Here is a 17,022-nt window from a genome sequence, read left to right on the forward strand (position 1 = left end):
TGTGACGAATGTGGCAAAGGCCGATCTGAAGAAGGAACTCGGAACGTACGCCGCCGTGCCCGGGCGTTTCGACATCCTCACCGTTCCGCCGCTGCGCTACCTGATGATCGACGGGCACGGAGACCCCAACACCGCCGAGCAGTACCGGGACGCGCTCCAGACGATCTACCCGGTCGCCTACGCGGTGAAGTTCCTCAGCAAACGCACGCTCGACCGCGACTACACGGTCATGCCGCTCGAGGCGCTGTGGTGGGCGGAGGACATGGAGTCGTTCACCAGCGTGCGTGACAAGTCGCAGTGGAGCTGGACGCTGCTGAACCTGCTGCCCGGGTGGATCACCGAGCAGCACGTGGCCGATGCGCGTGAGTCGGTCGGCCGCAAGGGCGGAGCTCCGTCGCTCGACGCCCTTCGGGTCGCCACGCTCGACGAGGGCCTGTGCGTGCAGACCCTCCACGTCGGCTCCTACGACGACGAAGCGCCCGTGCTCGACACACTGCACAACGCGTTCATCCCCGAGTCGGGGCTGCGGATGACCGGCCGCCACCACGAGATCTACCTCAGCGACCCGCGGCGCACGGCACCCGCGAAGCTGCGCACCATCCTCCGCCAGCCGGTGGAGCGCGTCCCCGCGGCGGGCGGGTAGCCACTGCGGCCACGACCCGTCAGCCCAGGTCGTCGGGGTCCTTGCCCGTCCGCTCGCCCGTCTCGAGCGCGGCGATGGCGGCGAGGTCGGCGGCGTCCAGCTCGAAGCCGAACACGTCGAGGTTCGCGCGGATGCGCTCGGGCGACGTCGACTTCGGGATGACGACGTTGCCGAGCTGCAGTTGCCAGCGGATGACAACCTGCGCGGGGCTGACTCCGTGTTTCGCCGCCAGGGCGTCCAGGGTCGGGTCGCCGAGGACGCGGCCGCGGGCCAGCGGCGACCAGGCCTCGGTGACGATGCCGTGCGCGGAGTCGTAGGCTCGCACGTCCGACTGCGGCAGCCACGGGTGCAGCTCGACCTGGTTCACCGCGGGGACCGTGGCACTCTCACGGGCGAGCCGGTCGAGGTGGTGCGGGTGGAAGTTCGCGACACCGATCGAGCGTGCACGGCCCTCGTCACGGATCCGCTCCAGCGCGTGCCACGTCTCGACATAGCGGTCGCTCTTCGGCGCCGGCCAGTGGATGAGGAACAGGTCGACGCTGTCGAATCCCAGCTGCTCCAGGCTGCGGTCGAACGAGCGGAGCGTTGAGTCGTACCCGTTCTCGGTCCACCACACCTTGCTGGTGACGAAGACATCCGACCGTGCGACACCGCTCCGGCGCACGCCCTCTCCGACGCCGCGCTCGTTCTCGTAGAAGGCGGCGGTGTCGATGTGGCGGTACCCGGCGTCGAGGGCGGTGACCACGGCATCCGCTGTCTCGTCCGCTGGGATCTTGTACACACCGAAGCCCAGCTGCGGGATGGTGTTGCCGTCGTTGACAGTCAACTGCGGGATGCTCGCCATGGGTTCATTCTGCCCCGCGACGCGCGTACAGGTGTGGTGACGGAAGGAGAACGACATGGCACTGAACGACAAGACGATCGCGTTCCTGGTCGGCCCGGAGGGCATCGAGCAGGCGGAACTGGTGGAGCCGTGGAAAGCGGTGAGCGAGGCCGGGGGTACCCCCAAGCTCGTCTCGAAGGAGGACGGCGAGGTGCAGGCCTTCAACCACCTGACACCGGCGGACACGTTCCCGGTGGATATGACCCTCGACGCTGCGAGCGCCGACCAGTTCGATGCGCTGGTGCTGCCAGGAGGCGTCGCGAACGGCGACGAGGTGCGCACCTTCCCCGAGGCGGTCGCCCTGGTGAAGGCGTTCGCCGACGCAGGCAAGCCGATCGCCGTCATCTGCCACGGCGGGTGGGTGCTGATCGAGGCCGGAGTCGTTGACGGGCGCACTCTGACCAGCTGGCCGAGCCTGCAGACGGACTACCGGAACGCCGGCGCCACCTGGGTGGACCAGGAGGTGGTCGTCGACGCTGGACCCTTCACCCTCGTCTCGTCGCGGAAGCCCGACGACCTCGAGGCGTTCGACCGCGAGCTCGTGAAGGCGTTCGGGTAGAGACCGGTCCGTGTTCCCTGGCAATGCCCTCAATGGAGGTTGCAGCGGTTCCCGCGATGAGGGAGCGTAGGTCGCTCCTGGAAGACACAACGGAAGGAGAGCGCATGCTCACCCTCACGGAGAACGCCAGCACGATCGTCAAGACGCTGACCGGGCAGTCCCCGGATGAAGCCGCCGGTTTGCGGATCAGCAGCAGCAACCCCGACAACACCGCCTTCGCGGCGGCTGTGACGCCCGAGCCGGAGGTTTCGGACCAGGTGGTGGAGTCGGGCGGAGCCCGCATCTTCCTGGAGACCCAGGCGGCCCAGGTGCTCGACGACAAGGTGCTGGACGCCCAGGTCGACGAGCAGGGCGGCGTCAGCTTCGCCATCGGCGCGGTCGCCTAACGACGCCAGCTCGACACGAGGCCCGGAGTCACGCGACTCCGGGCCTCTCGTGCGTCTGGGGGCGGGTGGTACCCGCCGCCTGAGGCTGGTCACGATGTCCGATCGCTCTCGTCTTAGAGAGTGACGGGCGATCGTCCGACCAGGTCGACAGGAATGAACCGATCCCATGCGCATCCGCGACGGCTCCACCAAGGCGATTCTGGTGATCGCCGGGTACGCATTCGCACTTCTGATCGGGACCACGGTCGGTCTCTCGACGCAACCGGGCTGGGGCGTCGCAACAAGCAGCGGGATCGTCTTGGCGCTGGTGCTGGTCCTCTGCCGGTTGTTCAGAGGGGCGAACGAGACCGATGCGCGGCGAACGTGGTGGCGCATGACCGCAGGCCCGCCGGCGGCCTACGTGCTCGCCTGCTGGTTCGGCGTGAACGCGATCGCTTCTGTGACGTCGACGATCGCCCGAGACGATCCCGTGGGATGGGTCGGCGCGGTGATCTCCCTGAGCCTTGCCGCGCTCTACCTGAATTCGGCGATTGGCCTTACTGGGCCGGGGAGTCCTGCGTCTCGACCGGGTCGGTCGGCGGCGTGAGCTCGTCCACGACGATGGGATGCGGGGCCGTGCGGTCTTCGGGAAGACCCCAGAGCGGCTCGCCCTCCCCCGCGTCCAGCAGGAACTCGGCCGCCGACGTCCAGAAGGGGACGATCTTCATGGGCGGGATGTCCTCCTCACCCGGGAAGTGCGCGGCGAAGTGCACCTCGGGGTCGCCGTTGATCGGATCGGAGGCGGCGATCAGGCCGTAGTAGTTCTCGTCGTCCACGACGCGCCACCGGCCGGGTCGGTCGTGCTCGGGCTCCAGCCGCACCGTGTAACCCCCGTACTTGAAGTCGGGGCCGGGAGGCAGGGAAGCGCGCTCATCCTTCGTCATACTCCTGTTCTACGACCACAGATTCGTGGGGGCAACTCGTTCACTTGCCTAGCGAAACGGTGTACGGCTACACCGGCCTCCCGTCCTGTCAACTCCTCGACTCCGTCCAGACATCGCGTTGAAGTGGGTGCGACGAAAGGGGCACGACATGTTGGCAATGACCTACCGCGGGCCGTATAAAGTCCGGGCCGAGGAGAAGGACAGGCCCAGGATCGAGCACCCGGGCGATGCGATCGTGCGGGTGACGCTCGCCGCGATCTGCGGCTCCGACCTGCACCTGTACCACGGCATGATGCCGGACACCCGGATCGGCCACACCTTCGGGCACGAGTTCATCGGGGTGGTGGATGAGGTCGGACCGGACGTGCAGAACCTCGCGGTGGGCGACCGCGTGATGGTGCCGTTCAACATCTTCTGCGGGAGTTGCTACTTCTGCGTCCGCGGCCTGTACTCCAACTGCCACAACGTCAATCCGAACGCGACCGCGGTCGGAGGCATCTACGGCTACTCCCACACCACCGGCGGTTACGACGGCGGCCAGGCGGAGTACGTCCGGGTGCCCTTCGCCGACGTGGGTCCGACGATCATCCCTGACTGGATGTCGGACGAAGACGCGGTGCTTCTCACGGATGCACTCCCGACCGGGTACTTCGGGGCGCAGCTCGGCGAGATCACGGAAGGGGACACTGTGGTCGTGCTCGGCTCCGGTCCGGTCGGACTGTTCGCGGCGAAGTCGGCCTGGCTGATGGGCGCCGGACGCGTGATCGTGGTCGACCATCTGGACTACCGGTTGGCGAAGGCGCGGGAGTTCGCACAGGCCGAGACCTACAACTTCGTCGAGGTCGGCGACGTCGTCCTCGCGCTGAAGAAGGCGACGGATGGCCTCGGCGCCGACGTGGTCATCGACGCCGTGGGCGCCGAGGCGGACGGCTCGGCGTTGCAGCACATCACCTCGGCGAAGCTGAAGCTGCAGGGCGGGTCTCCGGTCGCTCTGAACTGGGCGATCGACTCGGTCCGCAAGGGCGGCACGATCTCGGTCATGGGTGCGTACGGTCCCCTGTTCAGCGCGATCAAGTTCGGCGACGCCATGAACAAGGGTCTCCGGATCAACACGAACCAGTGCCCGGTGAAGCGGCAATGGCCGCGCCTGTTCGAGCACGTCCGCAACGGTTACCTGAAGCCGAGCGAGCTCGTGACCCATCGCATCCCGCTCGAGCACATCCAGGACGGGTACCACCTGTTCTCGACGAAGCTCGACGGCATCATCAAGCCGCTCGTTGTGCCGAGCGCCACCTAGGGAGGAAACACCATGCCGTACGTGGCAAGCGACCACACGAAGAAGTACGATCCGGAGGCGCTTCGCCGGCGCATCCCGGGCTGGGGCGTCGACAGCGACCCGGCAGACCGTCCGTCACATCCTCGTGAGCGGATCGATCCGGAAGCGACAGGAGCGCATTGGGCGTTCCCGGAACGCCAGAAATACGAAGGCCGCCGGGAGCGGTCGATCGAGCATGAGATGCTGCCGCCGGTGTTCGGGACGGCTCAGCCGCTGCACGGGGTGTCCGGCGCCATCCGCCGGTTCGCCTACGACCGCTACAGCGAGGGGCGCACCGCCCACTGGCTGCTGCTCGTGCTGGGTGATCGAGTGGATGCGATCGGCGCGCACGCGAAGTCGCTCTCGAGCCGCCGACCGGACGACCCGATCACCGAATCGGGCGTCCTCTCGGAGTGGGGCCACCACCCGATCTCGTCGCGGTTCGGCGTGCGACGCGCGGACGTGAAGCACAACTGGCTCGACCCGATCATCGTTCTCGGGCCGTGGGTCCTCGCGGGCGTAGTCGCCGTACGAACGGTCGCGAAGATCGCAAAGCACTAGGCGCGCGATCCCGTGGGAGCGATCACCCGCTCCCACGGGATGGCGCGGCCACTCCGCCTAGGTCGCCGGGACCTCCGCCGCGAGATCCGACCGACCCTGCTCGACGCCTTCGCGCCCCTCCTCGGCCTCCGCATCCTCGCCGCGGAACTGGGTCATGTACAGGTCGTAGTACGCCCCTCGGCGCTCCAGCAGCGTCGCATGGTTGCCCTGCTCGACGATCCGGCCGTTCTCCATCACCAGGATGGTGTGGGCATCGCGGATGGTCGAGAGCCGGTGCGCGATCACGAACGACGTGCGGTCGGTGCGCAGCGCCGCCATGGCGTGCTGCACGAGCAACTCGGTCCGGGTGTCGACGGACGACGTCGCCTCGTCGAGGATGAGCAGCGACGGGTTGGCGATGAACGCTCGCGCGATGGTGAGAAGCTGCCGCTCTCCGGCGGAGACGTTCCCGCCGTCCGCGGAAATGACAGTGTCGTAGCCGTCGGGCAGCTGTCGCACGAAGCGGTCGACCATCGTGGCCTTCGCCGCGGCGATGACCTCGTCATCGGTCGCGTCGAGTCGGCCGTACCGGATGTTCTCGCGGATGGTCCCCGAGAACAGCCACGCATCCTGCAGGACCATGCCCACCTGTCCGCGCAGCTCGGCGCGGGAGAGCCGGGTCGTCTCGATACCGTCGAGGCGGATGGCACCGCTGTTCAGCTCGTAGAACCGCATGATCAGGTTGACGAGGGTCGTCTTGCCGGCGCCGGTCGGACCGACGATCGCTACCGTGCTCCCCGGCTGGACACTCAGCGACAGGTCCTTGATGAGCTCCGACTCGGGGTCGTACGAGAACTCGACATGGTCCAGCTCCACGCGGCCGTCGGCCCGCTCCGGCAGGTGCTCGGTGGCGGTGTCCGGCGTCTGCTCTTCCGAGTCGAGGAACTCGAACGTCCGCTCCGCGGAGGCGACACCCGACTGCAGCATGTTCGCCATGCCCGCGATCTGTCCGATCGGCTGCGAGAACTCGCGCGAGTACTGGATGAAGGCGGTCGCGTCGCCGATGGTGAGCGACCCTGTCGCGACTTTCAGGCCGCCGACCACGGCGATGAGGACGTACGACAGGTACGACACGAAGTTCATCGCCGGCATGATGCTGCCCGAGATGAATTGCGCCCCGACCAGTGACCGGTGGAGTTTCGAGTTGCGCTCATCGAATTCGGCGAGCATCACCTCGTCCCGACCGAACGCGCGCACCAGGTCGAGTCCCGAGAACGACTCCTCGATGTGGCCGTTCAGCGCTCCGGTCGACGCCCACTGCGCCTTGAACAGCTTCTGCGAGCGCGAACCGATGACGCCGGCCAGCACGCCCGAGAGCGGAATCGAGATGAGGGCGATGAGGGCGAGTTGCCACGAGACGACGAACATCATGATGCCGATGCCGATCACCGTCAGCACGGATTGGATCAGCTGCGAGAAGGCCTGCTGCAGCGCCGTCTGGATGTTGTCGACGTCGTTGGTCACGCGCGACATCAGGTCGCCGCGCTGACGGGTGTCGAAGTAGCTGAGCGGGAGCCGGTTCAGCTTCGCCTCGACGTCTCGGCGCAGCCCGTAGATCACCCGCATGACGAGAGCGTTCAGGAGATAGCCCTGCCACCACTGCAGCAGCGAGGCGACGAGGTACATCGTCAGGACGATCAGCAGCAGCCGGCCGAGCTCGGTGAAGTCGATCCCCGTACGCGTCACGTAAATGCCGTTGAAGATCACGTTGGTCGCGTCACCGAGGATCTTCGGCGCGATGACGATGAGGACGACCGAGACGACCGTCAGGAGCGTGACCCACGCCATCCCGAGCCACTCGGGCTTCAGGAGACCCAGGAGCCGCTTGAAGGACGGCCAGAAGTTCTGCGCCTTCTTCGCCGGAGGTCCGCCCCACATGTCGCCGTCGCCCTCGCCGGGCGTGTAATCGTACTCCTCTTCGAGCTCCTCGAGGACGATGTCCGTCGCCGTGGGGGTCTGCCCGTCTTCCGGGCGGCCGCCGCGCTTCCTGCGTTCCGTGGTGCGCGCCATCTCAGGCCACCTCCAAGCTCAGCTGAGACTCGACGATCTCGCGGTACGTTTCGTTCGTCTCGAGGAGTTCGTCGTGCGTGCCCCGGCCGACCACCCGGCCGTCGTCCATGACGATGATGGTGTCGGCCTCGCGGATGGTCGAAACCCGCTGCGCCACGACGATCACCGCCGCGTCGCCGGTGGAGTCGGCGAGCGCCCGCCTGAGGCGCGCGTCGGTCGCGACGTCGAGCGCCGAGAAGGAGTCGTCGAACAGGAAGACCTGAGGCCGCGCGACCAGCGCGCGGGCGATGCAGAGCCGCTGGCGCTGACCACCCGAGACGTTGGTGCCGCCCTGCGAGATCCGCTCGTCGAGTCCGTGCTCCTTGGCCCGGACGAAGTCTTCCGCCTGGGCGACGCGCAGCGCCTCCCACAGCTCGTCGTCCGTGGCATTCGGTCTGCCGAAGCGGAGATTGGAGGCGATCGTCCCGGCGAACAGGTAGGGACGCTGCGGGACGAGTCCGAGGACGCCGGCGATCTGCTGCCGGTTCAGACTGTCGACCGGCACGCCACCGATCAGCACGTGGCCCTTCTGCGGGGTGAAGAGGTTGGCGATCACCGACACGAGGGTCGACTTGCCGGAGCCCGTCGAACCCACGATGGCGGTCGTCCGCCCTGCCTCGGCGGTGAAGGACACATCGTTCAGCACCGGCTCCTCCGCACCCGGGTAGCCGAACGTCACGCCCTGCACCTCGACGTTTCCGTTTGCGGGCACGGCCGCTGCTCCGCCGCCCTCGACCGAGGTGCTGGGGACCGCGCCGAGCACCTCCTCCAGCCGCTCCGCGCACACCATGGCGCGCGGGATCATCATCGCCATGAAGACGCCCATCATCACGGCGACGAGGATCTGCAGCAGATACTGCAGGAACGCGGTCAGCGCACCGATCTGGATATCGCCGTCTGCCACGCGGTGCCCACCGAACCACAGGACCGCGACGGTCGCCGCGTTCAGGATCAGCATGATGATCGGGAACATCAGCACGAAGACGTTGCCGACCTTGACCGAGATGCGGGTGAGCGCCGCGTTCGCGTCGTCGTACCGCTTGCTCTCGAACTTCTCGCGGACGAACGCACGGATGACGCGGATGCCGACGATCTGCTCCCGGATCACGCCGTTGACGCCGTCGATACGCTCCTGCATGACGCGGAACATCGGCAGAAGCAACCACACGAGGATGCCGACGACGACGAACAGTACGGCGACCGACACCCAGATCAGCCAGGAGAGTCCGGCGTCGACGCGCACGGCGAAGATGATGCCCGCGATGCACATGATCGGCGTGGACACCATGAAGTTGAACGTCATGAGCAGCAGCATCTGCACCTGCTGGACGTCGTTCGTGTTGCGGGTGATGAGTGTGGGCGTCCCCCAGCGCGCCAGGTCGAGCGACGGGAGCGCATCCACTTTGCGGTAGAAGGAGCGACGGATGTCTTTGCCGGCCGACATCGACGCGCGGGCGCCGAAGTAGGTGGCGGCGACGGCCGCGATGACCTGCACGAAGCACACGAGCAGCATCGTCATGCCCGTGTTCCAGATGAAGTCGGTGTCGCCCTTGACGATGCCCGTGTCGATGATGTCCTTGTTGAGCGTCGGCAGGTAGAGGGCAGCCATGGTCGCGATCAGTTGGAGGATCACGACCGCGGTCACCGAGCGCCAGTACGGGCGCACGAAGCGGAGCGAAAGACGAAGCAGAGTCACAGTGGTTCCCTGGTGTGCTGTGGAGATGGATGGCAAGTGCCGGCGGTGAGCGGCACCTGCGACGCTATCCACTGATTAGGACGCGTGGCGACCTCAATCGTGACGGATCAGCGCGAATGTTGTCAGGCGGGTGTGTAGTGAAGGTGGAGGACGCCGTTGTCGTAGGCGTCGTGGTGGCGCAGCCGCAGCTGTGCGGGGGCGCTTCCGTCAGGGAACAGGCGTGCGCCCGTCCCGCGGACGACCGGATAGACGAAGAGGTGCAGTGAGCCGACCAGCCCGTCCGCGAGCAGCGACCGTACGAGCGAGCCCGAGCCGCTCATGTAGACGCCGCCGCTGAATCCGTCGGCGAATTGGCGGATGCGTTCGGCGTCGTAGGCGCCCAAGGACCGGGAGTTCGCCCAGGTGCTCGCTGCCGTCGCGTCGTCGAGGGACGAACTGACGACACCCTTCGGACTGTCGTTGAAGAAGGGTGCTCCCGGGTCGTCTGCGGCCGTTCGCTGCGACCACGCCGGGGCGAACATCTCGAACGTGCGCCGACCGAGCAGGATCGCGTCGGACGAACGGGTGAGACGCCCGATGTCTTCGCCCATCTCCGGATCGAACCCGTATTCGGCCGTCCAGCTCGGATCTTCGAACACGCCGTCGAGCGAGACGAACTCGTGCACAGCGATCGACCCCATGCGATTCCCCTTCCCCGGAACAGCTTAGGGGGTGACCGGCGATCCCGGAACGGCTGGTGGCCGCATGCTTTAACCACCGCGCAGGCGGTCAGGCGGCCGGCCCGAGCACCTCGAGCAGGCCCCCTTCGCGAACCGCCGGGAGCGAGAGGACCTTGTAGCCCGCCTCGTCGAAGAACACCGTGATGCGGTCGGCGTCGGTGTGCATGACCACGCCGGGCCCCCAGGTCCCGTGGTTGACCCGGGCGGCCAGGGGGAACGGAGTCTCGCCCGGCGCATCGTGCTCGTCCGCCCAGCGGTACGCGCTCCCCGACGAGCACGTGTCGCAGTTGCCGCAGGGCTCGGGCAGCTCTTCGCCGAAATAGCCGAGGAGGAACTGCCGCCGGCACATTCCCGTCTCGGCATACTCCTGCATCAGCTGGGCGCGGGAGTGCTCGATCCGCTGCCTCGCCTCTGCTTCGGAGACTGCTCGGGATGCTGCCTCCACAGGCTTCACCGCTGCCGCCTGGAGGTCGTCGTCGGTTCCGGACAGCACCCCCGCATCCCGCAGCAGACCGAGGAGCCGGCCGAGGGACCGCACGCTGATCCCGGTGGTTTCGGCCAGGTCGGCGCGGCTGAGGCCGGGACGGTTCCGGATGGCCGCGAACACGTTCGCGAGCTCGTCAGGATCTGGACCGCCGCCGGAGAAGAACTTCGTCAGGGCGAAGTCCTCCGGCCGGTAGTGCAGGGTGATCTGCGCGGGCTCACCGTCCCGGCCGGCGCGTCCGGCCTCCTGGTAGTAGCTGTCGAGGGAGTCGGTGACCGAGGCATGGACGACGAACCGGACGTCGTGCTTGTCGATCCCCATTCCGAAGGCGCTCGTCGCCGTCACGACGCGGGCGCGGCCATCCATGAAGCGCTCATAGACCCCTTCACGCTCGGCCGAGGGCAGCCCGGCATGGTATGCCGCAGCCGGAATGCCGTCCGCTCCCAGCTCCTCGGCGTACTCCTCGGCGTCCTTCCGCGTTGCGGCGTACACGAGGCCCGAGCCCTGAAGTCCGCGCACCTCCGCGATCACACCCGCGCGCTTCTCCGAGTCCTCCTCGTAGCGTCGCACCTCCCAGCGCAGGTTGGGGCGATCGAACCCGGTCGCGAACAGCTTCGCGCGGCGCATCTTCAATCGCTCGCCGATCTCCGCCCGGACAGGCGGTGCACCCGTCGCGGTCATCGCGACGACCGGCGGGTGCCCCAGCTCCTCGATGACGTCGCCGAGGAGCAGGTAGTCGGGACGGAAGTCGTGCCCCCACGACGAGACGCAGTGGGCCTCGTCGACCGCGAAGAGGGACACCGGCAGCGCGCGCAATCGTTCCCGCACCTCCGGGTTCGCCAGCTGCTCGGGTGCAAGGAAAGCGAACCCGGGCTGGCCCGACTCGAGCGCCTCCCAGTCCCGCTCGCGTTCCCGCTGACCGGCCGCGGAGTTGATGGCGAACGCTCGAGGCACGCCCGTCGCCTCCGCCAGGGCTCGGACCTGGTCCTCCTGGAGCGAGATCAGCGGCGAGACCACGATCGTGACCCCGCCGAGGATGGTCCCGGTCACCTGATACAGCGAGGACTTCCCGTAGCCGGTCGGCATGACGGCGAGGACATCGCCGCCGGCGAGCAGCACCTCCATCGCGGCCGCCAGCTGCGGGCGGAGCTCCTTCCAGCCGAAGGATTCGCGGGCGACTTCCTCGATTCGCGACATGCGGCCACCGTAGCCGCTCGAGGCGGCCCGTGCTGGAGTGCTCGGGGGACCGAACCGTCCGGCGGGCGGCGTCGGTGCATTCCCCAGCGGACGCGCCTCTCACTATGCTGTGCGCCATGAGCACGAAGAGCCGTCAGGGACCGCACCACGAGGAGACGCTGCAGCTCGGCGAGAAGCGCGGGCTGTGGGGTGCGTTCGCCGGCCTCATCACCGCGGTACTGATCGCCTATCCGCTGTCGGCGTGCATCGCCTTCGCGACGCATCCGGCCAGCCAGAAGCTGTTCGGCGGCCGACTGGAATCCGCCTCGGCCGGCGGCTTCGCGGCGTTCTGGTGGGTGCTCGCTCTGGGCTGCCTGGCGCTGCCATTCCTGGTCGGATTCGGGATCGCACGGCTGTCGTCCCGGGCCGTCATCACGATCGCCGCGATCGTGGTCCTGTTCATCATCGCCGTCGTCGTCCTCGGGCAGATGTTCGCCTTCTGACGGGTCAGCCGACGGCGAGCACGACCTTGGAGCCGGGCGCGAGGGCCTCGGCCGCCCGGTGCGCCTCCCACACCTCCGACAGCGGGTGGATCACCGGCTCGGCCGTCTGGAGGGAGCCGGAGGCGGCGTCCGCGAGCAGGCGCGCGAGCACGCGGCGGTAGGCGTTCCGTTGCGTCGCGACGTACAGCGGTGCGCTGCAGACGCGTTCCCAGCGGTGCCGGGCCGCGATGGCCGCGCCGCGCAGCGCGTCCCCGCGTTCGTGTCCCGGGCGCCCGGCGAACGCCGTGCGGACGAGCACCCCGCCGGGCGCGAGCACCTCGCGAACGCGCGACGACCCGGTGTGGTCGATCGCAGCATCCACCCCTCCCCCGGCGGCCTCGCGGACCGATGCCGGCCAGTCCTCCCGGGTGTGGTCGACGACGGGGATGCCGAACTCGCGAACCCTGTCGGCGGTCCGCTCCGACGCCGTGCCGATGACCGTGCGGCCCGACCGCTGGGCCAGCTGCACCGCCAGCGAACCGACGGCTCCGGATGCGCCCTGGACCAGCACCCGCCTGCCCGGCCCGGCGAGCTCCAGCGCGTGAGCAGCGGTGACGGCGTCGAGCGGGAGGACAGCGGCAGCCGCGGGATCCATCCCGGAAGGAAGGGCGACCAGGAGGGTCGGCGCGACCGTCAGGAAAGTGGCGTGCGCGCCCATCCGGGGCAGCACGCCCGCGACCCTCGCGCCTTCCCGCAGGCCGAGTGCGACGGATACGGCCGACTCGGTCATCAGTTCGCCGACGAAGTCGTAGCCGGTCACGAACCCGGGCGCAGGCTGCAGCACGTACCCACCACGCCGGGCGAGCAGGTCGGTCGCCCCCAGCGAGGCGTACGTCACCCGGACGATGACGTCGTTGCCGTGCGGGGGCCGGAGCGGCTCGCGGGCGAGCACCATCGCTCCCGGGCCACCGAAGCGGGAGACGCGTGCGACCAGCCGGGAGGGTCCGCCGGCGGCGAGGACGCTCATCCCGCGGGTCAGCCGGCGCGTCGCTGCAGGAGCGCGGCCCGCTCGGGGTGTGACTCGAACCAGTCGCCCACATACCAGCACATCGGGACGACGTGCCGGGAGCTGTTCTTCTCGATGTCGTCGACCGCGTACTCCACCAGCTGTGCGGCGTAGCCCTTTCCGCGGTGCTGGGGCGCGGTGTACGCCCGCGTCAGCGAAATCGAGTCGCCCAGGATGCTGTAGTCCAGCACGCCGGCGAGTTCTCCGTCGACGTGCATCTCGTACCGGTTCGCGTCCCGCTGATCGCTGAATTCCGTGGCCATGCGCCCATGGTACGTCCGCTGAGCCCGCGCAGAGGCGGAGTACGCTGAGCGCGTGGGATCCCGACCCGCACCCGAGGGCTCCCGCGCATTCCGCGACCCTGGTCACAGCAGCCCAGGCCGCCGGCGGCGCCCGCCGACCGTGCGACGTGACGACTCTGGAGTCCCCCCGTGACGTTCGATGCTCCATCGCCCTCCCTCGCCCCCGCCTTCCAGAACCTGCTCGAGCAGGTGCCCATTGGCGAGCGCTCCGTCATCGAGGCGGAGAGCGTGAGCTACGAGCACGAGGGGCTGCCGCTGGAGGGCTATCTGGCCCGGGATGCGCAGGCCGACGAGCGGCGGCCGGCGGTGCTCATCCTGCACGATTGGTTCGGCGTCGCCGACAACGTGAAGATGCGCGCGCAGATGCTCGCCCGGACCGGATACGTCGCGTTCGCGGCCGATCTGTACGGGGCCGACGTCCGGCCGACCGGCGACGCGGCGGCCGCCGAAGCAGGCACGTACTATCGCGACCTGGAGCTGCTGCGCGCTCGGGTGTCGGCCGGTTTCAGCTGGCTCCAGCAGCATCCGGCAGTCGACCCCGCGCGCCTGGCCGTGATCGGCTACTGCTTCGGCGGGACGGCCGCGCTCGAGTTCGCGCGCACCGGCGCGCCCGCGCGCGGGGTGGCGTCGTTCCACGGCGGGCTGATCGCCCACGACCCGTCGGATGCGGCGCAGATCGCGGGCTCGTTGCTGGTCCTGACCGGCGGCGACGACCCCGTGGTGCCGGACGAGGCTGTTGTCGCCTTCGAGAACGAGCTCCGCGCCGCGCCGCACGTCGACTGGCAGGTGACCACGTATTCGGGCGCGCCGCACGCCTTCACCATCCCCGGCACCGACCGCTACCGCCCGGTCGCGGATGCACGCAGTTGGCGTGCGCTGGTGTGCTTCCTCGACGAGGTGTTCCGCTAGCGCGCATCCACTGTCTTCCGTGCGGGCGGCGGGTCGGCGAGGATCGAGGAATGGGAGGAATCATGCCCAGATGGATCCGGATGGTCGCTGCCATCAGCGCGGCCGTCGCTCTCAGCTTGCTCGCCCCGAACGGCGCGGTGGCGGCAGAGAGGTGCGCCTCCCGCGCGAGCACGTACTCCGGCACCTTCTGGTCGCCCTATGACGACTGGTCGGTCGGCGACATGGAGTCGACGTTCCGAGAACAGTCGTCGGTCGGAATCCGCTCGACGATCGTGGTGTGGAGCGTGCATCTCGATGCCAACGACGCGGCGTACCCCTCCTCGCCCAGCTTGGGTTACAGCCGATTCAACGACTCCATCCCCAAGCTCGTCCAAGCCGCCCGGGCGACCGGCCAGAAGCTCTGGATGGGACTGGTGGTCGCGCCCGACGGGTTCCCGGCCCACCACGAGGACACCGCGTGGCTGACCGGCTTCGTGAATCGGTCGAAAGCCGTCGCACACGATCTCTACGCGCTCTACGGAAACACGATCGCGGGATGGTACGTCCCCACCGAGCCCGGGTTCGCCGACATCGACACGGCGGGAGAAGCGAAGACCTACGCGGGATGGCTCGGGCAGTTGACCGCGTACCTGCACTCGCACGACGGCAACAAGCCGGTGATGGTGTCGCCGTTCATGCCCAGCGCGATCTACACGGGCGCGAGCGCGACCCGGTACGTGCAGCTTCTCAAGCCGCTCATCGACACAGCGAAGGTCGACGTGTGGAATCTCCAGGACGGCTTCGGCATGACAGCCTGGTCGCCCAGCCAGGAAGCGGCCGCGTTCACGCTGGCCAAGAGCTACACGCGCGCGGCCGGCTCCGCCCTGTGGGCGTCCGTGTACACCCCTGCACGAGACGGGAACGGTACGCCGGTCTCCGTCGCGCGGATGGCCCCGTACCTCGACGCGATCGCTGCGACGGGCGCGACTCTGAGTCAGTGGACCTACAACGACTACTTCTCGGGTACTCGGGCCACGACGGACCGGGCGCTTCGCGTGGCCAACCTGGCCGCGTATCGGGCGTGGTGCAGCTGATGGAGCATCCACAGCTCTTCGACGCCGGAGACCCTCTGGTGGAGCGGATCCGGGCCATCGCGATGCGTCTTCCGGAGGCGGTGGAAACCGTCAACCACGGTCGACCCTCCTGGAAAGCGGGCGAGGCGGGCCGCGCATTCGCGGTCCTCGGTGCCTCCATGGACCGCACGGACACGCTGGTCTTCAAGCCGGATCCTGCCGAAGCGCCGGCCTGGCGGCAGGACGCCCGCGTGTTCGTCCCGAAGTACTGGGGACCGAGCGGCTGGCTGGCGATCGAGCTCGACCGGGCGGCGGACGACTGGTCCGAGACGGCCGAGCTGATCGAGACGTCGTATCGCCAGGTCGCACTGCGCCGCCAATTGGCAGTCTTGGATGCGGTCATGTAGGCTCGTATCCGGCCCGCGTGCGGGTCATGCGCCACTAGCTCAACGGATAGAGCATCTGACTACGGATCAGAAGGTTGGGGGTTCGAATCCCTCGTGGCGCACTGTGTCCGAGATGCGCATGTGTCTGAGACGCATACTGGTTGAGACAGTAGAAACGGCCCCGCTGAAGAGCGGGGCCTTTTTCGTGCGCCCGCGCGCCGCCGCTCACCGCGACTGCCGGCGTTCGGAACGTCTGCCGGCGGTCGCGCAGCAGCAGACGGTACGAACCACCGCACTCACCGCAGCGCGGGCGGCGGCGGGGGCGCGGTGCTCGACCGCACCACGAGTCGGGTGTGCTGCACCGACGAGCGCACGGGCTCGGGACGCTCCTCGATCTCGGCGATCAGCAGCTCCAGCGCGCGACGGCCGATCGCCTCGAACTCCTGGTGAATCGTGGTCAGCGGCGGCCAGAACGAGTCGGACTCGGCCATGTCGTCGAAGCCCACCACGCTGACGTCCTCCGGCACGCGGCGGCCGGCCTCGTGGAGCGCGCGCAGCACGCCCAGAGCCATCTGATCGTTGGCGGCGAAGACGGCGGTGATCTCCGGACGCCCGGCGATGTCGCGACCGTGGCGGTACCCCGCGGCGGTCGACCAATCCCCGCGGAACACCTCGGGGACGGGTGCGCCGGCCTCCTCCAGGGTCTCGCGCCACGACTCCTCGCGGCGGGCTGCGGAGTACGACTCCGCCGGTCCGGAGATGTGCCAGACCGTGCGGTGCCCGAGGCTCAGCAGGTGCTCCGTCGCCTGGCGCGCTCCCTCGGCCTGGTCCGTGTCGACCTGTGGGTAGTCGGGGCGCTCGGTGGAGTCGACGACCACGACGGACAGTCCGGGCGGGAGTTCCACGTCGCCGCGGTCGACGATGTGGGCCTCCAGGACGACGATGATGCCATCGACGGCCTGCTCGAGCAGGCGGCTGAACGCGAGGTTGACGTCCTTCTGCGTCGGTCGCTCCACGGGGACGACCGTGATCGAGTAGCCCGCCGTGGCGGCGGAGACGGCGATCGCATCCAGGGTGCGCATGTTGCCGTACGAGGACAGCGTGAACATCACCACACCGATGTTGCGGAACTGTCCAGAGCGGAGAGCGCGTGCGGCGCGGTTGGGCCGGTACCCGAGGGCCTGCATCGACGCCAGGACGCGCTGGCGCGTCGACTCCTCCACGTTGGTGAGTCCGTTGGCGACGCGCGAGACGGTCTGCGTCGATACGCGGGCGTGCGCAGCGACGTCGCCGAGCGACGGGCCGCGCTTGCGGGTCGCCGGAGCGGGCCGGAGGTCGTCGATCGGCTCGGTCATGTCTCCACTTTCAATGCAGGTGTAGCGCGAAGAAGAC

General features: G+C 68.5%; 19 protein-coding genes and 1 tRNA gene. 11 read left to right on the forward strand and 9 right to left on the reverse strand.

The window, feature by feature from the left end; all coding sequences use genetic code 11:
- Window positions 1–10 precede the first annotated feature (10 nt).
- Window positions 11–643: a GyrI-like domain-containing protein gene (locus tag P3F85_RS14750; protein WP_374010949.1), complete on the forward strand. Its 633-nt coding sequence runs from the start codon at window positions 11–13 to the stop codon at window positions 641–643.
- A 19-nt stretch (window positions 644–662) separates the two neighbouring features.
- Here the strand turns inward: P3F85_RS14750 and P3F85_RS14755 are convergent, their stop codons facing one another.
- Complete coding sequence (locus tag P3F85_RS14755; protein ID WP_374008600.1) at window positions 663–1,487, reverse strand: aldo/keto reductase; 825 nt, start codon at window positions 1,485–1,487, stop codon at window positions 663–665.
- Window positions 1,488–1,542: 55 nt separating this feature from the next.
- On the opposite strand from P3F85_RS14755, the gene P3F85_RS14760 reads away from it, so the two are divergent.
- The 3 genes from P3F85_RS14760 (at window position 1,543) to P3F85_RS14770 (ending at window position 3,057) form a co-directional block, all read left to right on the forward strand.
- Window positions 1,543–2,085 carry a type 1 glutamine amidotransferase domain-containing protein gene (locus P3F85_RS14760; protein WP_374008601.1) on the forward strand — a complete coding sequence of 181 codons (543 nt, stop codon included), beginning with the start codon at window positions 1,543–1,545 and terminating at the stop codon, window positions 2,083–2,085.
- Window positions 2,086–2,189: 104 nt separating this feature from the next.
- Window positions 2,190–2,471, forward strand: coding sequence for a Fe-S cluster assembly protein HesB (locus P3F85_RS14765; protein ID WP_374008602.1), 282 nt, complete (start codon window positions 2,190–2,192; stop codon window positions 2,469–2,471).
- 166 nt (window positions 2,472–2,637) lie between these two features.
- Complete coding sequence (locus P3F85_RS14770) at window positions 2,638–3,057, forward strand: hypothetical protein (RefSeq protein ID WP_374008603.1); 420 nt, start codon at window positions 2,638–2,640, stop codon at window positions 3,055–3,057.
- On the opposite strand, the gene P3F85_RS14775 is transcribed toward P3F85_RS14770, so the two are convergent.
- Complete coding sequence (locus tag P3F85_RS14775; protein ID WP_374008604.1) at window positions 3,008–3,394, reverse strand: hypothetical protein; 387 nt, start codon at window positions 3,392–3,394, stop codon at window positions 3,008–3,010. The genes P3F85_RS14770 and P3F85_RS14775 overlap by 50 nt on opposite strands.
- Before the next feature lie 148 nt (window positions 3,395–3,542).
- On the opposite strand from P3F85_RS14775, the gene P3F85_RS14780 reads away from it, so the two are divergent.
- Together P3F85_RS14780 and P3F85_RS14785 are read left to right on the forward strand one after the other, a co-directional pair.
- The gene (locus P3F85_RS14780) at window positions 3,543–4,691 is read left to right on the forward strand and encodes a zinc-dependent alcohol dehydrogenase (RefSeq protein WP_374008605.1); all 1,149 of its coding nucleotides are present in this window, start codon (window positions 3,543–3,545) and stop codon (window positions 4,689–4,691) included.
- A 12-nt stretch (window positions 4,692–4,703) separates the two neighbouring features.
- Window positions 4,704–5,270 carry a hypothetical protein gene (locus tag P3F85_RS14785; protein ID WP_374008606.1) on the forward strand — a complete coding sequence of 189 codons (567 nt, stop codon included), beginning with the start codon at window positions 4,704–4,706 and terminating at the stop codon, window positions 5,268–5,270.
- Between the two features lie 57 nt (window positions 5,271–5,327).
- Here the strand turns inward: P3F85_RS14785 and P3F85_RS14790 are convergent, their stop codons facing one another.
- The 4 genes from P3F85_RS14790 to P3F85_RS14805 all read right to left on the reverse strand — a co-directional run bounded on the left by P3F85_RS14790 (window position 5,328) and on the right by P3F85_RS14805 (window position 11,454).
- Window positions 5,328–7,319 carry an ABC transporter ATP-binding protein gene (locus P3F85_RS14790; protein WP_374008607.1) on the reverse strand — a complete coding sequence of 664 codons (1,992 nt, stop codon included), beginning with the start codon at window positions 7,317–7,319 and terminating at the stop codon, window positions 5,328–5,330.
- Window position 7,320: 1 nt separating this feature from the next.
- Window positions 7,321–9,054, reverse strand: a complete 1,734-nt coding sequence (locus P3F85_RS14795; protein ID WP_374008608.1) for an ABC transporter ATP-binding protein — start codon at window positions 9,052–9,054, stop codon at window positions 7,321–7,323.
- Between the two features lie 122 nt (window positions 9,055–9,176).
- Window positions 9,177–9,734, reverse strand: a complete 558-nt coding sequence (locus P3F85_RS14800) for a dihydrofolate reductase family protein (protein WP_374008609.1) — start codon at window positions 9,732–9,734, stop codon at window positions 9,177–9,179.
- An 88-nt stretch (window positions 9,735–9,822) separates the two neighbouring features.
- Complete coding sequence (locus P3F85_RS14805) at window positions 9,823–11,454, reverse strand: ATP-dependent DNA helicase RecQ (RefSeq protein ID WP_374008610.1); 1,632 nt, start codon at window positions 11,452–11,454, stop codon at window positions 9,823–9,825.
- 116 nt (window positions 11,455–11,570) lie between these two features.
- Between P3F85_RS14805 and P3F85_RS14810 the strand changes: the two genes are divergently transcribed.
- Entirely contained in the window at window positions 11,571–11,936 is a 366-nt protein-coding gene (locus P3F85_RS14810; protein WP_374008611.1) for a hypothetical protein, read from the forward strand.
- A gap of 4 nt (window positions 11,937–11,940) precedes the next feature.
- On the opposite strand, the gene P3F85_RS14815 is transcribed toward P3F85_RS14810, so the two are convergent.
- Together P3F85_RS14815 and P3F85_RS14820 are read right to left on the reverse strand one after the other, a co-directional pair.
- Window positions 11,941–12,942, reverse strand: coding sequence for a zinc-binding alcohol dehydrogenase family protein (locus tag P3F85_RS14815; protein ID WP_374008612.1), 1,002 nt, complete (start codon window positions 12,940–12,942; stop codon window positions 11,941–11,943).
- A gap of 8 nt (window positions 12,943–12,950) precedes the next feature.
- The gene (locus tag P3F85_RS14820) at window positions 12,951–13,244 is read right to left on the reverse strand and encodes a GNAT family N-acetyltransferase (protein ID WP_374008613.1); all 294 of its coding nucleotides are present in this window, start codon (window positions 13,242–13,244) and stop codon (window positions 12,951–12,953) included.
- Between the two features lie 168 nt (window positions 13,245–13,412).
- On the opposite strand from P3F85_RS14820, the gene P3F85_RS14825 reads away from it, so the two are divergent.
- The 4 genes from P3F85_RS14825 (at window position 13,413) to P3F85_RS14840 (ending at window position 15,752) form a co-directional block, all read left to right on the forward strand.
- Window positions 13,413–14,192: a dienelactone hydrolase family protein gene (locus P3F85_RS14825; RefSeq protein WP_374008614.1), complete on the forward strand. Its 780-nt coding sequence runs from the start codon at window positions 13,413–13,415 to the stop codon at window positions 14,190–14,192.
- A 62-nt stretch (window positions 14,193–14,254) separates the two neighbouring features.
- Window positions 14,255–15,265 (forward strand): DUF4434 domain-containing protein, encoded by a 1,011-nt coding sequence (locus P3F85_RS14830; protein ID WP_374008615.1) that lies wholly within the window; start codon window positions 14,255–14,257, stop codon window positions 15,263–15,265.
- Window positions 15,253–15,651, forward strand: a complete 399-nt coding sequence (locus P3F85_RS14835) for an MmcQ/YjbR family DNA-binding protein (RefSeq protein WP_374008616.1) — start codon at window positions 15,253–15,255, stop codon at window positions 15,649–15,651. Before P3F85_RS14830 ends, P3F85_RS14835 begins: the two co-directional genes overlap by 13 nt.
- A gap of 28 nt (window positions 15,652–15,679) precedes the next feature.
- Window positions 15,680–15,752, forward strand: a tRNA-Arg gene (locus P3F85_RS14840).
- 174 nt (window positions 15,753–15,926) lie between these two features.
- Here P3F85_RS14840 and P3F85_RS14845 read toward each other — a convergent pair.
- Window positions 15,927–16,985: a LacI family DNA-binding transcriptional regulator gene (locus P3F85_RS14845; protein WP_374008617.1), complete on the reverse strand. Its 1,059-nt coding sequence runs from the start codon at window positions 16,983–16,985 to the stop codon at window positions 15,927–15,929.
- Window positions 16,986–17,022: the final 37 nt, after the last annotated feature.

Origin of the sequence: Leifsonia sp. T36S-04 (assembly GCF_042465655.1) — a bacterium.
Classification (GTDB): domain Bacteria; phylum Actinomycetota; class Actinomycetes; order Actinomycetales; family Microbacteriaceae; genus Leifsonia.

Coding starts and splice junctions, on each gene's coding strand:
- P3F85_RS14800 (WP_374008609.1), bottom strand. CDS start 9,734: ATGGGGTCGATCGCTGTGCACGAGTTCGTCTCGCTCGACGGCGTGTTC.
- P3F85_RS14785 (WP_374008606.1), top strand. CDS start 4,704: ATGCCGTACGTGGCAAGCGACCACACGAAGAAGTACGATCCGGAGGCG.
- P3F85_RS14775 (WP_374008604.1), bottom strand. CDS start 3,394: ATGACGAAGGATGAGCGCGCTTCCCTGCCTCCCGGCCCCGACTTCAAG.
- P3F85_RS14790 (WP_374008607.1), bottom strand. CDS start 7,319: ATGGCGCGCACCACGGAACGCAGGAAGCGCGGCGGCCGCCCGGAAGAC.
- P3F85_RS14810 (WP_374008611.1), top strand. CDS start 11,571: ATGAGCACGAAGAGCCGTCAGGGACCGCACCACGAGGAGACGCTGCAG.
- P3F85_RS14780 (WP_374008605.1), top strand. CDS start 3,543: ATGTTGGCAATGACCTACCGCGGGCCGTATAAAGTCCGGGCCGAGGAG.
- P3F85_RS14770 (WP_374008603.1), top strand. CDS start 2,638: ATGCGCATCCGCGACGGCTCCACCAAGGCGATTCTGGTGATCGCCGGG.
- P3F85_RS14815 (WP_374008612.1), bottom strand. CDS start 12,942: ATGAGCGTCCTCGCCGCCGGCGGACCCTCCCGGCTGGTCGCACGCGTC.
- P3F85_RS14845 (WP_374008617.1), bottom strand. CDS start 16,985: ATGACCGAGCCGATCGACGACCTCCGGCCCGCTCCGGCGACCCGCAAG.
- P3F85_RS14765 (WP_374008602.1), top strand. CDS start 2,190: ATGCTCACCCTCACGGAGAACGCCAGCACGATCGTCAAGACGCTGACC.
- P3F85_RS14760 (WP_374008601.1), top strand. CDS start 1,543: ATGGCACTGAACGACAAGACGATCGCGTTCCTGGTCGGCCCGGAGGGC.
- P3F85_RS14830 (WP_374008615.1), top strand. CDS start 14,255: ATGCCCAGATGGATCCGGATGGTCGCTGCCATCAGCGCGGCCGTCGCT.
- P3F85_RS14755 (WP_374008600.1), bottom strand. CDS start 1,487: ATGGCGAGCATCCCGCAGTTGACTGTCAACGACGGCAACACCATCCCG.
- P3F85_RS14805 (WP_374008610.1), bottom strand. CDS start 11,454: ATGTCGCGAATCGAGGAAGTCGCCCGCGAATCCTTCGGCTGGAAGGAG.
- P3F85_RS14820 (WP_374008613.1), bottom strand. CDS start 13,244: ATGGCCACGGAATTCAGCGATCAGCGGGACGCGAACCGGTACGAGATG.